General features: G+C 63.3%; 2 protein-coding genes. Both read right to left on the reverse strand.

Translation table 11 applies throughout. From position 1 onward, the window contains the following. Window positions 1-16 precede the first annotated feature (16 nt). Window positions 17-2,719: a hypothetical protein gene (locus KVG91_RS04315; protein ID WP_169376474.1), complete on the reverse strand. Its 2,703-nt coding sequence runs from the start codon at window positions 2,717-2,719 to the stop codon at window positions 17-19. 148 nt (window positions 2,720-2,867) lie between these two features. Further along, window positions 2,868-15,749 (reverse strand): non-ribosomal peptide synthetase, encoded by a 12,882-nt coding sequence (locus KVG91_RS04320; protein WP_169376473.1) that lies wholly within the window; start codon window positions 15,747-15,749, stop codon window positions 2,868-2,870. Window positions 15,750-15,788 lie beyond the last annotated feature (39 nt).

Here is a 15,788-nt window from a genome sequence, read left to right on the forward strand (position 1 = left end):
GGCCTCTATCCAACACTTAGCTGTAGAGCCTCCAATTATCGGTATACGAGTGCTGCTCTGTGGACACCACAATTTTTGTAATCAGTTGCCCACTTGGAGCTGAGAAATCAACCCAACTATTCATGGGAAAGCCTGCCGAAAGCACGCGCTCGCCGAGCTTGGCTCCCGAAGCATCGAAGTACTCAAACTTGCCGTAATAAACATGCCGCATATAGGCAAGTTCTATCCGCTGGTAGCCTGCTTTAAGTGCAAAAACTACTTGCTGACGTGGCAAATGCCCCTCGCCTGCGGAGCAGGAAAAAGCGATAGCGTTTCCAGAAGTCATACCTGGTTCGCTGCTGAAAGCACCATGGACACCCAGGGTCGCCGAGCTATGTCTGACAGTCATGAGCGGCGTGTTCAAAATGGTACCCGCGGGGTAGTAGCCTCCCGTAAGACTCTCAAATGTTTCCGTAACCATCGTGATGACACGCACGATCAACACCCTTGATGGACAGACGACCGCATTGTTTTTGTTTGCACTGCCATCCGTCGTCACTCTAAACACCAAGGTCAAGTTGGTAACGTCTTTCAGCTTATCCAACTCAGGTCGCAATAGAGGAGCGGCCACCCCCGCAGTCAACTCACCAGCAGTAATGACCCTGGCCGCGTAGACAGGGAAAGAATAGGTCGTGCCGTCCTTTTTCGTCCCAGTTGCGTCCAACCAACAGATATGACCAGCCCGCAAAAACCACATCGTATCTTCAAGAGAACTGGCATTTCCGGTAAAAGTCCTCAGGTCCAAAACACCGTTCTGAGTCCTCGCCGGAACGGCCTCCAACGCATTCGGAGTTTCTAGACGCACTGGAAGACTGATCGTCAAATTCAACGGAGGAGACGTCTGCACCTTACACGCGGTCGTAACGGTGTAAACGATTTCCACCGTTGCCCCCATACTCTCGATCACTGCTTCCGCAGGCGGTGCGAAGATGACAGCTCCCGAGGAGCTGCCCGGTTTCGATACCAACGGCCAGCAAGTGCCATCCGGTCTTTTCCAGCAGAGACTGATGGAGTGCTTGGGGTTATTGCCGACGTAATTTACTTCAACGTGTACGCCAATGCGCCCATTGTAAGCGGTCAAGTTGGAGCCCACCGCTTCCGTCACTTCAGGCTCTGGCAAGACCAAAGGTTCTTGCTCAATTGTGAAGGCTTCTGCAGGAAACTCGTGAGCATCCGCCAACTCAGAGTGCTCACAAAAGCTCGCCGCAAAATGCACTTCAAAGGTGCTGCAATCAGCCAGCTTTTGCAGCTCAGCCCTCGGGATAGGCGTAACGACGCCATTCGCTTTCCAAGCATCTGTTACAGGCGCATCCATCAAAATATCAAAACGATAGGCACTGCCATCCTCACGCTCACCCGTGATCCACATCCAGCAACATTTCGAACACTCGATATACCCCCATATCGGTACCAGAGCCGTTGCGTCCCCTTTAAAGGTATTGAGGCCCACAATATTGCCCGTGGCCTGGTCAATTTCAGAATGAGGAAATTCAGGCAATGACACATTGACGACCTGTTCGGGTGATGACTGTGGCTCCTCACTATTCGGGGATTCAAGGGTATAGGTCAGTGTCATTTTTTTATTGAAGAAACAAGCAATGTCACAGGCTGACAGTGCAACGCTCGCCATATCGCCGTCGTTGACAATGGTCACACAGCTGAGCGGCTTGGAGCCGTACCCAGGCCCGCTCAGGGTGAAACAGACATGGTCGCCTGCATAGGTGTCCAGGTTGGGGGCATCGACCTCGCCACCGTTTTCAGTGAGTACGGGGTTAAGGTGCCACTCAAGGTTGTACAACACCGATTGGCGCAAATGTGGCGGCGGCTTATCAATCCCGCGATCTACAATCAAGGCGACAGAATCGCGATACGGGATTTCGAGAGCGTTAGCCGGTAGTTGCGTCTCCAGGTGGGCAGGAACATCAGCCGGGTCGTCGGCCGGTAATCCACTCATGATCCAACCGGTTTGGATCGTGAGTACCCTAAAGGCTTTGCGCCGCGCCAACCAACCACGTCGAATGAAGAAGTGGAGTACACGGTCCCCCGACGCATCTTCCTCCGTCAGCGTATAACCAGCTACCAAGTGGTAGAAAACGTGCCGAGCGGCGTCCTGCTCGGTGGCAATCGTGCAGTAAACCTTGTTTCCCGCTTTGGCAAGGTAATGGACTGGTAAATTAACCTGCTCATCCCCCTCATGGTCCTTCATGTCATAGGTAGGTGTGTTATGGACGATTTTCCTATGATGCAACCTAGGAGCCAGGGCTTTACTTTCGTCTGCAGAGTAAAACGACACACCTGCTTGTTCGACAAGGGACTGCACCGGTTTGCCTTGTGAGGTCCCTTTGTACGAAACAAGGAGCGTGAACCCCATGGCCAACGTCAAGTAATTCTGTGGAATAGCAGTTTGTCTCGCCCCCGATTCGCCGCTCGAATCAATAATGGGTTCAAACTCAGGTCCAGGCTTCTCTTTTGTTTCAAACGTAAAAGTGATGTCGCCGGCATCCATGCGTGCGTCGACCTTCATGGTCGAACCTCGAATTCGGGGCGGGGTAATCGTTCCGTCCACTTTGCTGGAAATTAGGGGGGCCGCCACTTCCAATACGTTGAGTTTGACCGGTTTCGGCGTTGTCACTTCGACGGGATCTGACGTAATTTCATGCGTTGCTTTCTTTTTAGCCATGACAAGAGCTCCGTGTTCCAAGGGTTCTACCCTCAGCCCGGCCGAGGCTGAGGGACTCGCCTCAATAAGCTCTTTTGCCTTTCTTTTGCCTACTGTCAAAATTGACAGTTCTGACGCAAAACCAGGCATATACTGACCAACGGCCCTCTCACAACCCCTCCAGCTCCGCCATCAAATCACTCAACCGATCCACCGTCCCGGCACTGATCTCATTCCCCGCCAGCCCCTCGATATACCCCGCCAACTCCGCCACCGTACTGCACTCAAACATCGCCCTTAACGGCACATCGCGCTGCAAGGTTTTCTGCACCCGCGAGGCAATCTGCGTGGCCAGCAACGAGTGCCCGCCCAGTTCGAAGAAGTTGTCCGCCACCCCTACCCGCTCGACCTTGAGCACCTCGGCCCAGATGGTGGCCAAGGTGGTTTCCAGTTCATTGCGCGGCGCCAGGTAGTCGTGGCTGTGAAGCTGGCCGATCTCCAGGGCCGGCAGGGCCTTGCGGTCGAGTTTGCCGTTGGCGTTGAGCGGCAGGCCGTCGAGCCAGAGCCAGTGCAGCGGCACCATGTAGTCCGGCAGTTCGGCGCGCAGGCGTTGCTTGATGCGGTCCAGGCGTTCGCTTGGGCTCAGAGAGGCATCCGCCGCCACCAGATAGCCGACCAGGTGCTTGCCGTTGACGCCTTCCTGCACGCCGACTGCCGCATCGCGCACCTCCGGTTGTTCGTGCAGACGCGCTTCGATTTCGCCGAGTTCGATGCGGTAGCCGCGAATCTTCACCTGGTGGTCGATACGACCGACGTACTCCAGCACGCCGTCACTGCGCCGGCGCGCGAGGTCGCCGCTGCGGTAGAGCCGCTCGCCCGGTGCGCCAAACGGGTTGGGCACAAACACCGGGGCGGTGCGCAGCGGGTCACTGACGTAGCCGCGACCGACACCCGTACCGGCGACGCACAACTCGCCCACCGCGCCTTGGGGCACCAGCTCCAAAGCACCATCGAGCAGGTACAAGCGGTTGTTGTCGGTCGGCGTGCCAATCGGCAGATAAGTGCCACGGGTCGAGGCCAAGTCGACGCGGAAGAACGCCACGTCGTCGGAACATTCGGCCGGGCCATAGGCGTTCACCAAGCCAATCTGCGGATAACGTTGCAACCACTGGCGCGCCAGCTCCGGCGGCATGGCTTCACCGGTCGGCAGCATCCAGCGCAGGCCATCCAGGCCAATACGGTCCTGGGCCAACATGCCCTGGATCAGCGAGGGCACGCTTTCCAGCACGGTGATGCCCTGGGCCTGCACATGGGCGAGCAAGCCTTGGGGATCGTGGGCAATCATATTCGGCACGATGTCCACCCGCGCGCCGAACAGCGGCGCGGCGAGGAACTGCCACACGGAAATATCGAAGCTTTGCGAAGCGGTTTGCGCGATGACATCCGCATCGCTCAAGGCCAGGTACGGCACCTTGCTCAGTTGGTTATTGAGCATGCCGCGCTGTTCAACCATCACGCCCTTGGGCAAGCCGGTGGAACCTGAGGTGTAGATCACGTAGGCGAGGTTGTCCGGGCCGCTGTAGATGCCGGGGTTTTCGCCACGCGCCGGTATTTCTTCCCACACCAGCAACTGGCAGTCAAAGCCCTCAAGCAATGCGATGGCCTGCTCGCGGCACGCCTCGGTGCATACCAGCAACGGCGTGCGGCTCAGCTCGATGATGCTGCGCAGCCGCTGGCTCGGCAGGCCCGGGTCCAGCGGCAGGTAACCGGCACCGGCCTTGAAGCTGCCGATGATCATGCCGAGCAGGTCGAGGTTACGCTCGGCCAACAATGCCACCGGTTGATCCAGGCCGACGCCCGCCGCCCTCAGCGCGTGGCCCACGCCGTTAGCGCGCCGGTTCAGCGTGTCATAGCTCCATTGCTGGTCCAGGCAACTGGCGACGATGCGCTGCGGATGCGCGGCCACTTGGGCTTCGAACAACTCGATGTAGCTGCTGTGCAGCGGGTAGTCGTGCTCGCTCTGATTGCAGCCGTTGAGCAGGAACTCACGCTCCTGCTCGCCCATCAGCGGCAGGTCGGCCATGTCGCCATGGAAACCCTGCACCAGCGCCAGCAGCAAGCGCTTGAACTCGCCGAGCATGCCTTGCACGGTGATTTCGTCGAAGTAACGCTGGTCATAGGAGAGATGCAATCCCAGGTCGTCGCCCGGATAGCACACGGCGGTCAGCGGGAAGTTGGTGTGGGTGCGCCCCGAGTCCGAGGTGGCATTCAGGCTCTGCGCACGGTCCAGCACCGAGACTTCCACCGGGGCGTTTTCGAACACGAACAGGCTGTCGAACAGCGGCTGGCCCTTGGGCAGTTCGCTGTGTTCCTGGAGGGTTACCAGCGGCAGGTATTCGTACTCGCGCAGCCGCATATTGCTGTCGAGCAGGCCGCTCAGCCATTGGCGCACGCTGCAACGCTGATCGTCCGCGGGCAGTTTGACCCGCAGCGCGATGCTGTTGATGAACAGGCCGACGGTACGTTGCATCTCGGGCATGTCCACCGGGCGGCCGGCGACGGTAACGCCGAACACCACGTCGCGCTCGCCGCTCAAACGCCGCAACACCAGGGCCCATGCCGCCTGGGCAAAGGTGTTGATGGTCAACTGATGGGCCTGGGCCAGTTCGCGCAGTTGCGCACCGTCGCGGGCATCCAGACGTGTGTAGCAGTCACCCACCACCATGCCGCCGCTGTGGCCCGCATGTTCGCGCAGGAACGGCCGGTCGCTCGGGATCGGCGTGGTGCGTTCGAAGCCTTGCAGGTTCTGTTGCCACCACTGGCGCGCCTCATTCAGGTCCCGGCGTTGCAGCCAGGCGATGTAGTCGCGGTAGCGCGGTGGCGCGGCCAGTTGCGCGTCGCGGCCTTCGCCGAGGGCCGCGTAAAGGTCGAAAAAGTCATTCATCAGCAACGAACGGCACCAGGCATCGATGAGGATGTGGTGGTTGCTCATCATGAACCAGTAGCGCGCCTCGCCAACGCGGATCAGGCGCAGGTGGAACGGCGCCTGGTTGAGCAGATCGAAACCGGCTTCGCGCTCCTGCTTGAGCAACGCTTGCAGGCGTGGTTCGTGCTCGTTTTCCGGGTCGTTGCTCCAGTCCAGGTAGTCGATCGGCGTGCTGCCGGGTTTATGGATGACTTGCAGCATGTCTTCGCCGATATTCCAGCAGAACGACGCGCGCAGGGCTTCGTGGCGGGCGATCACCGCTTGCCAGGCCTGGGCGAAACGCTCGGGGTCCAGGGCGCTGTTGATGCGGTAGCGGTCCTGCATGTAGTAGAGGCCGGTGCCCGGTTCGAGCAGGGTGTGCAGCAGCAGGCCTTCCTGCATCGGGGTCAGCGGGTAGACGTCTTCGATGGCGCTGGCCGGCACCGGCAGGCTGTCGAGCTGCGACTGGGTCAGGCGCGCCAGTGGGAAGTCGGACGGTGTGAGGCCGCCGGCGTCGTCTCGGATACAGTGCCGGGTCAGGCTTTGCAGTTCAGCCAGGTAGGCATCGGCCAGTTCGCGGATCGTGTGCGGGTCAAACCGTTCGCGGCTGAAGGTCCAGCGCAGCACCAGTTCACCACCGTACACTTGGCTGTCGACGCTCAGTTCATTGGGCAGCGGCGCGTCCGGGTCATGGGCCAGGCCTGCGGATTCCTCCAGCGGATGGAACAGCGCATCGGCGCCGAAGCTCTGGTCGAACTGGCCCAGGTAGTTGAAGGTGATCGGCGCGCTCGGCAGTGCGGCCATGCTCTGTTTACACGCCTCGTCCGCCAGGTAGCGCAGCACGCCAAAGCCCAACCCTTTGTGCGGCACGCCACGCAGTTGTTCCTTGATCGCCTTGATCGAGTCGCCCTGGGTCGCTTGCGGGGTCAGGCGCAGCGGATAAGCGCTGGTGAACCAGCCGACGCTGCGCGTCAGGTCGATGTCATCAAACAGGGTTTCGCGGCCGTGGCCTTCGAGCTGGATCAGCGTCGAGGCGTGGCCGCTCCAGCGGCACACCACGCGCGCCAAGGCGGTCAGCAGCAGGTCGTTGACCTGGGTGCGATAGGCGCTCGGCGCCTGTTGCAGCAACTGGCGGGTGTGTTCGGCATCCAGGCGCACGCTGACGCTGTCGGCGTCGCGGTGGCGCAGCGAGCCTTGCGCACGGGCCACCGGCAATGCCGTGTCAGGCCCGGCCAGTTGCGCCTGCCAGAGGCTCAACTCTTCACGCAGCGACTCGCTGCCGGCATAGGCCTGCAAACGCGTGGCCCAATCGCGCAGCGCGCTGGTCTTGGCCGGCAGGCTGACGGACTGGCCATCGCTGAGTTGGCGGTAGACCGTCTGCAGGTCTTCCAGCAACACGCGCCACGATACGCCATCCACCACCAGGTGATGGATCGCGATCAGCAGGCGTTGCTGGCCCTCGGGACCCTCCACCAGCAAGGCGCGCAGCAGCGGGCCGCGTTGCAGGTCGAGGCTGCGCTGGGTGTCGGTGAACAAGGCGGTGCAGTCCGCCATGTCGCGCACTTGCGCCTGCAGCAGCACCCCGCCTTGGGGCACCGCCAGGTGTTCGGCGTGCCACTGCGCGTCGCGCTTGCTGAAGCTCAGGCGCAGGGCGTCGTGGTGTTCCAATACCGCCAGCAGCGCCTGTTCCAGCCGATGGGGCTGCAGCAGTTGCAGCGGTTTGAGGACCAGCGCCTGGTTCCAGTGCTGACGCTGTGGAATCGGTGTGTCGAAGAACCAATGCTGGATCGGCGTGAGGCCCGAGCGGCCGGTCAGCACGCCCTGCTCCGCCGTGACCTGCTCGGTGCGTGTGGCAACGGCGGCCAGGGTCTGCACGGTCTGGTGCTGGAACAGGTCACGCGGGCTGAAGTGTATGCCCGCCTGCCGCGCACGGCTGACCACCTGGATCGACAGGATCGAGTCGCCGCCCAGCTCAAAGAAGTTATCGTCCAGGCCGACTTGCTGCAGGTTCAACACCGCGCACCAGATCGCCGCCAAGCTGCTTTCCAGCCCATTGCGCGGCGCCACATAGGCTTGGCGGTTGGCCTCGGGGTCGGGTTGCGGCAAGGCGCGGCGGTCGAGTTTGCCGTTGGCGGTCAGCGGCATGCTGTCCAGTACGATCAGGTGCGCGGGCACCATGTAATCCGGCAGGTGCGCCTTGAGATGCATCTTCAGCGCGTCTCGCAACGTGGCGTGGTCGGCGTCGCTGGCCAGGTACGCCACCAGCTGTTTGCCACTCGGCGCATCCAGCGCCAGCACCACCGCTTCGCGCACGGCTTGGTGTTCCAGCAGGCGGGTTTCGATTTCGCCCAGCTCAATGCGGAAACCACGGATCTTCACCTGATGGTCGATGCGCCCCAGGTATTCCACCAGGCCATCGGCGCGCTGGCGCACCAGGTCGCCGGTGCGGTACAGCCGCGCGCCATTGCGGGCAAACGGGTCGGCAACAAAACGCTCGGCGGTCATGCCGGGACGCTGGTGATATCCCTGGGCAAGACCGGCGCCGCCGACATACAACTCGCCGCTCGCCCCTTGCGGCAACAACGCCAGGTCGGCGTCGAGAATATAGGCCACGCGCGCACCGACAATGCTGCCGATTGGCACGCTGCCGGCGCCCTCCTCCAACCGCTCGGGCGCAAGGCTGGCCAGCGGCATCACCACGGTTTCGGTCGGGCCGTAGGCGTTGAAGAACACCTGAGGCTGGAACGCCGCGCGGATGCGCTGCAAGTGCTCACCGGTGAGCGCCTCGCCGCCGGTGATGCACATGCGCACCGGCAAGGTTTGCTGCCGGGTCGCCAGCCACTGCGCCAACTGGCTGCCGTAGCTGGGCGTAAAACCCAGAATGTTGACGCGATGGGTGCGGATCAGCGCGCAGATTTCTTCCGCATCCCACTGGCCCTGGGCACGCAATACCACGTGCGCACCGCTGAGCAGCGGCACCAGCAGCCGTTCGGTGGCGGCGTCAAAGTTGATCGAATAAAAGTGCAGTTCGCAATCGTCCGGGCGCATGCCAAAGCGCTCGATCACGGCCTGGCAATGCATGGCGATTTCACCGTGGCGCACCACCACGCCTTTGGGTTTGCCGGTGGAGCCGGAGGTGTAGATCAAGTAGGCCTGATGGTGCGCCAGGCTGATAAACGGCAGCTCATCGCACGGGTAATCGGCAAGCCGCGGCACATCATCTTCAAGGCACCAGCACGCCACGCTCGCCGGCAGTTCGCCGAGGGCCTGGAACATGGCCGCATCGCTGAGCAGCAGGCCGATGCCGCTGTCTTCGATCATGTAGTGCAGACGGTCCAGCGGGTATTCCGGGTCCAGCGGCACATAGGCGCCGCCGGCCTTGAGAATCGCCAGCAGGCCGACGACCATTTCCAGGGAGCGCGGCAGCGCCAGGCCGACGCGCACCTGCGGGCCGACGCCGCGCTCGCGCAACATCCACGCCAGGCGGTTGGCGCGGGCGTCGAGTTCACGGTAGCTGAAGGTTACGCCGGCAAAGGTCAGCGCGGGCGCATCGCCTCGGGCTGCCGCCTGCTGGCTGAACAGGAGATGCAGGCACTGGTCGAGACGGCGTTCGCCCGCTTCGATGCCCAGGCTGTCGTGCAATGCACGTTGCTCGGCGACGCTGAGCAACGGCAGTTCGCTGAGGCGTTGTTGCGGATCAGCGATCAACGCCTCCAGCAGGTTGCGCCAATGCCCGGCCATGCGTGCGATGCGCGGCTCGTCGAACAGGTCGGTGCTGTAGGTCAGGCAGCAACCCAGGCGATGGTCGAGGTCGGTGACTTCCAGGTTGAGGTCGAACTTGGTCGCGCGCGCATCGTTGGCCAGGTACTCCACGCTCATGCCGGCCAGTTGGCGGCTTTGCTGGAATTCCCAGCGCTGCACGTTGCACATCACCTGGAACAGCGGGTTGTAGGCCGCGCTGCGCGGCGGTTGCAGGGCTTCGACCAAATGGTCGAATGGCAGGTCCTGATGGGACTGGCCCTCGATCACGGTGTGACGCACCTGCTCGAACAACTGCGCGACAGTCATCTGCCCGTCGAGCTGGCAACGCAGCACCTGGGTATTGAGGAACGCGCCAATCAAGCCTTCGCTTTCCGGGCGAATGCGGTTAGCCACGGGCGCACCGATGCGCAGGTCGTTCTGGCCGCTGTAGCGGTAGAGCAACACGGCCAGGGTGGCGGTCATGGTCATGAACAGGGTCAAGCCGCGCTCGGCGTTGAAGGCGCGCACGCGGGCGGCCAGGTCAGCGCTCAAATCAAAGCGGTACAGCTCGCCCCGGTGGCTTTGCACAGGCGGCCGTGGACGGTCGCCCGGCAGCTCGAGCAGCGGATGTTCGCTGCCCAGTTGCGCGGTCCAGTAATCCAGCTGGCGCTGGCGTTCGCCGGACGCCAGCCACTGACGCTGCCACACGCTGTAGTCCAGGTATTGCACCGGCAGCGCTGCCAGCGGCGATTCGCGTTCGTCGATAAAGGCTTCGTACAGCGCGCTGAGTTCACGGGCAAAGATGTCCATGGCCCAGCCTTCGGTGACGATGTGATGCAGGGTCAGCACCAGGTAGTGTTCCTGCTCGCCGGCCTTGACCAGGCAGGCACGCAGCAACGGCCCGGTTTCCAGGTTGAACGGCGTATGCGCTTCCTGATCGGCCAGTTGCTGCAGACGCCGTTGGCGCTCGGATTCGCCGAGGCCGGAGACATCCTGCCAGTCCATACGCAGGCCAGTCTGCGGCGAGACCTTCTGGCACGCTACGCCGTCGACGCTCGGGAAAGTGGTGCGCAGGGTTTCGTGACGCATGATCAGCGCCTGCAGCGCGGCCTCGAAACGCCCCACATCCAGCACGCCACGCAGGCGCGCCATGCCACCGACGTTGTAGGCCGGGCTGTCCGGTTCCATCTGCCACAGGAACCACATGCGCTGCTGCGAATAGGACAACGGCACCGGTTGGCTGCGGTCGACCCTGGCAATGGCGGTCTGCTGGTTGCGTTGGCCCGACGCCTGGATCAGGCCGACTTGCGCGACAAATGCACCCAGCTCACTGGCTTCGAACAAGGTGCGCAACGGCAGCTCAACGTCGCAGGCCTGACGGGTGCGGGAGATGATCTGCGTGGCCAGCAACGAGTGGCCGCCGAGAGCGAAGAAGTCATCACGCAGACCAACGCGCGGCAAGCCCAGCACTTCGCGCCAGATCGCGGCGATCTGCTGCTGCAAAGGGGTTTGGGGTTCGACGTGTTCGCGGGTTTGCCACACCGGTTCCGGCAGCGCGCGACGGTCCAGCTTGCCGCTGGGGCTCAAGGGCATGGCGTCCAGGCGTATCAACAGCGCGGGCACCATGTACTCCGGCAGCTCGGCGGCCAGGGCGGTTTTGACCTGTTGTTCGTCGAGTTCACCATGGGCGGTGAAGTAGCCGATCAATTGCCCGTCACGCACCAGCACCACGGCTAGGGCGATGCCGGCCAGGGCCAGCAGGCGCGCTTCGATCTCCTGCGGTTCCACCCGAAAACCGCGCAGCTTGACCTGCTGGTCGAGGCGACCGAGGTACTCGAGCACGCCGTCGGCGCTCCAGCGGGCGCGGTCACCAGTGCGGTACAGGCGCGCCCCCGAGTGGTCGGCGACAAAACGCTCGGCCGTCAGCCCGGCACGACCAAGGTAACCCCGGGCCAGGCCGATGCCGCCGATGCACAGTTCACCCGGCACGCCCAGCGGCACGGGGTTGAGCTGCTCATCCAGCACACGGCAGATCACATTGCCCAGCGGGCGGCCAATCGGCGAGCGCTCGCCGTCTTCGGCGTGGCAATGCCAGTGGGTCACGTTGATCGCGGTTTCAGTCGGGCCATAACGGTTGTGCAACTGCACCGCCGGCAGTTGCGCCAACACGCGGTTGCGCAGTTCCGCGGGCAAGGCTTCGCCCCCGCAGAACAGGCGACGCAGGCTGGTGCATTCGGCTGCCAGGGGTTCGTCGACAAACAATTGCAGCAGCGGCGGCACAAAGTGCAACGTGGTCACGCCGTGTTGCCGCACCAACTGTGCGATACGGTGCGGGTCACGGTGCTCGCCAGGGCCGGCCAGCACCAGGCGGCAACCGGTGATCAGCGGCCAGAAGCATTCCCACACCGACACGTCGAAACTGATCGGCGCCTTTTGCAGCAGCACGTCGGTTTCATTCAATTGATAGGTGGCCTGCATCCACTGCAAGCGCTCGGCCAGGGCCGCATGGGTATTGCCCACGCCTTTGGGCTGGCCGGTGGAGCCGGAGGTGTAGATCACGTAGGCGAGGTTATCGCCGTGCAGGTGCAGGCCCGGCGGCTGGGTCGGCCAGCTGTCCAGGTGCAGGCTGTCCATTGCAATCACACACACGCCCTCAGCGCTCGGCACCTGCTCGAGCAGCGCGGTCTGGGTCAGCAGCAGGTGCACGCCGCTGTCCTTGAGCATGTAGGCCAGGCGCTCGGCGGGGTAATCCGGGTCGAGCGGCACGTACGCGCCCCCGGCCTTGATGATCGCCAGCAGGCCGATCAGCAGTTGCGGCGAGCGCTCGGCGGCGATGGCCACGCACACGTCCGGGCCGACGCCTTTGTCACGCAGGTAATGGGCCAGGCGATTGGCCTGGGTGTGCAGTTGGGCAAAGGTCAGGTGGCCGTCCTGCCAGACCAGCGCGGTGTTGTCCGTGGTGTGCTGGTTGAGCAACTCGGGCAGCCACTGTTGCGCCGGCGCACACGGTGCCTGGCACCATGGCTGCTGTTCGTCGCGTGGCATCAGTGCGAGGTCGCCGATGGCGTGTTGCGGTTGTTCGCAGATCGCTTGCAGCAGGTTGATGTAGTGCGTGGCAAGCCGCTCGATCGTGGCGGCGTCAAACAGTTCGTCAGCGTAGTCAAACGACAGGCTCAGGCGTCCGTTGCGGTCTTCTTCGCTGTGCAGTTGCAGGTCGAACTTGGCTTCGCGGCTGTGCCACGCCAGCTCGTCGGCGAGCAGCCCCGGCAGGCGGCGCAAGGCGCTGAGGTCGCGTTGCTGGTGATTGAACATGACCTGGAACAGGCCTTGTTCGCGGGCCTGGGGGAACGCTTCCAGCAGTTGCTCGAACGGCAAGTCCTGATGCGCCTGGGCGCCCAATGCCGTGTCGCGGGTGGCGGCCAACAGCGCGTTGAACGGCAAGCGCCCGTCCAGCTCGGCGCGCATGACCTGCGTGTTGATGAAGAAACCAACCAGGCCTTGGGTTTCCTGGCGCGGGCGGTTGGCGTTGGGCACGCCGATGCGGATATCGCGCTGGCCGCTGTAACGGTAGAGCAGCACTTGATACGCCGCCAGCAACAGCATAAACGAGGTGGACTCGCTGGCCTGAGCAGTGTGGCGAATGGCGTGGCTGAGGCCGGCATCCAGACGCACGGTGTGCCGCGAAGCGCTGTTGCGCTGTTGCGCCGCGCGCGGGTGGTCGGTGGCCAGGTTCAGGGCGGGATGCTCCTCGCCCAGTTGCGCTTTCCAGTACGCCAGCTGGCGCTGGCCTTCGCCTTCGGCCAGCCATTGGCGCTGCCAGCTGCCGTAGTCGGCGTAGTGCAGGGCCAGGGGTGGCAGTTCCAGGGTCTGGCCTTGGACAAAGGCGGCGTACAGGCGTGAGAACTCATCCATGAGGATAGTCAGCGACCAGCCGTCGGCGATGATGTGGTGCAGGGTCACCAGCAATTGGTGATCTTCATCGTCGAGGTGCATCAGGGTCACCCTCAGCAGCGGGCCCTTTTCCAGGTCGAACCGGGTGCGGGCTTCGTCCTCGCGCAGCTGTTGCGCGCGCGCTTCGCGCTCGGCCGTCGGCAGGTCGCTGAGGTCGATGACGTGCAGTTCGAAAGCGGTTTTGGCATCGATGCGCTGGAAGGCCTGGCCGTCTCTCTCGTAAAAGCGGGTGCGCAGGGCTTCGTGGCGCTGGATCAATTGCTCGAAGCTTGTGCGCACGGCGTCTTCATCCAGCTCGCCGCGCAGGCGCAGAGCGCCGGGAATGATGTAGGCGCTGCTGTGCGGGTCCAGTTGCCAGGTGATCCACAGGCGGTTTTGTGCCAGGGACTGGGGCAGTTCATCCTGGCGCGACAGGGGACGGATCGCACCTTGGGCAACGCCGCCGTCCTGCTGCAACTGCGCGACGCTGGCGGCAAAGCTTTGCAGGGTTGGCGCTTCGAACAGCAGGCGCAGGTTCAGCTCCAGGCCCAGGGTTTCACGCAGGCGCGCGACCACTTGGGTGGCGGTGATGGAGTTGCCGCCGAGCAGGAAGAAATGATCATCGGCGGCGACGGAGGCGACGTGCAGTTGCTCGCACCAGATCGCGGCGATGCGGTTTTGCAGGTCAGATGCCAGCGCCGCATTGCTCGCCGGCGCTTGCAGACCGGGGAACTGTGCATAGCTGTCGAGGCTGCCATCCTTGTGGCGAAGCGCACACGCGGCGCGTTGCACCTTGCCGCTCGACGTTTTGGGCAAGGCACCGGGGTTGAGCAAGACCACCACGCTCGGCGCTTGCTGATACGCCTCGGCGACGGCCTGACGGATCGCCTTGACCAGCGCTTCGGGCGGCAGGACTTTCTGCACGCTGCGGCTGATTTCGGCGGCAATGCCGATGCCTTCCAGGCCCTGGTCATTCACGGCAAACGCGGCAACCCGGCCCTTGCGCACCCCTTCCACTTCGCGCTCGATGGTCTGCTCGATGTCCTGAGGGTAGAGGTTGTGGCCGCGCACGATCAGCAGGTCTTTGAGGCGGCCGGTGATGTACACCTGGCCGTCACGGACAAAGCCCAAATCGCCGGTGCGCAGCCAGGTACGCCCGGCGTGCTGCACGAAGGTCCTGGCGGTGGCTTCGGGGTTGCGCCAGTAGCCGTGGGCGATGCTCGGGCCGCTGGCCCAGAGCTCGCCCACGCGGTTGTCGGCCAGTTCGCTCAGGGTGTGCGGGTCGGCGATCAGTACCGCGTGTTCCGGCTGGCTGGTGCCGCAGCTCATGATTGCGCTGCCCTGCCCGGGCTCGGCGCGGTTGGCGGCCAGCGCTTGCTCATCGACACGCAGCGCCGGGATGCCATGGCCCCGGGTGCCACCGGCGACAAACAAGGTCGCTTCGGCCAGGCCATAGGAGGCGAAGAAATTGTTCGGCGTAAAACCGCAGGCGGCGAACTTCTCGGCAAAACATTCCAGGGTGTCGAGGCGGATCGGTTCGGAGCCCGAATACGCCACGCGCCATTGGCTCAAGTCCAGGCGTTGCAGCGCCGATTCACTGACCCGCTCGCTGCACAGGCGATAAGCGAAATCCGGCCCGCCGCTGATGGTGCCGCCGTACTCGCTGATCGCCTCGAGCCAGCGCAACGGTCGGCCGAGAAAGTAGGCCGGTGACATCAGCACGCAGGGCACGCCGCTGAAGATCGGTTGCAGCAGGCCGCCGATCAGGCCCATGTCGTGGTACAGCGGCAGCCAGCTGACGATCACGTCGTCCGGGTTGAGGTCGATGCCGAAGCCGCGACGGATCAGCACTTCGTTGGCCACCAGGTTGCCGTGGCTGACCTGCACACCCTTGGGCAACGCGGTCGAGCCGGAGGTGTATTGCAGGAAGGCGATGTCGTCGGGGCGCAGAGCGGGGGCGATCCAGTCGCCGGCACTTTCCAGGCGATCGACGCTCATTATGGGCGGCGCATCTTCGATCTGCGCCAGGCCGTCGGCAAGGCTGGCGATGGTCAGCAACAGGCGCGGTTCGGCATCGCTGATGATCGACAGCAGACGCGCCTGATGATGACGGCGGCTTGACTCCGGCGGGTAGGCCGGCACCGCGATGACCCCGGCATACAGGCAACCAAAGAACGCCGCGACGTAATCCGCGCCGCTGGGGAACAACAGCACCGCACGGTCGCCCTGGCTCGCACTGGTTTGCAAGGCGGCGGCGATGGTGCGGGCGCGTTGGTCCAGGTCGCGGTAACTGAGCACCACGTTGTGTTCGGCGGACTCGGCCAGGAAGCGCAGGGCGACCTGGTCCGGGGTCTGCGCGGCACGGCGCTGAAGGGACTGGGCCAGCGTGAGGGGAAGTTCGAAGGCGTCCATCATGGGGTTCCTGCCTGAAATCGGCTTGCGGGAAATTCGGGA

Source organism: Pseudomonas azadiae, assembly GCF_019145355.1.
Lineage (GTDB): Bacteria > Pseudomonadota > Gammaproteobacteria > Pseudomonadales > Pseudomonadaceae > Aquipseudomonas > Aquipseudomonas azadiae.

Excerpts from the sequence above, each read along its gene's own strand:
- KVG91_RS04315 (WP_169376474.1), bottom strand. The coding sequence starts at position 2,719 with ATGGCTAAAAAGAAAGCAACGCATGAAATTACGTCAGATCCCGTCGAA.
- KVG91_RS04320 (WP_169376473.1), bottom strand. The coding sequence starts at position 15,749 with ATGATGGACGCCTTCGAACTTCCCCTCACGCTGGCCCAGTCCCTTCAG.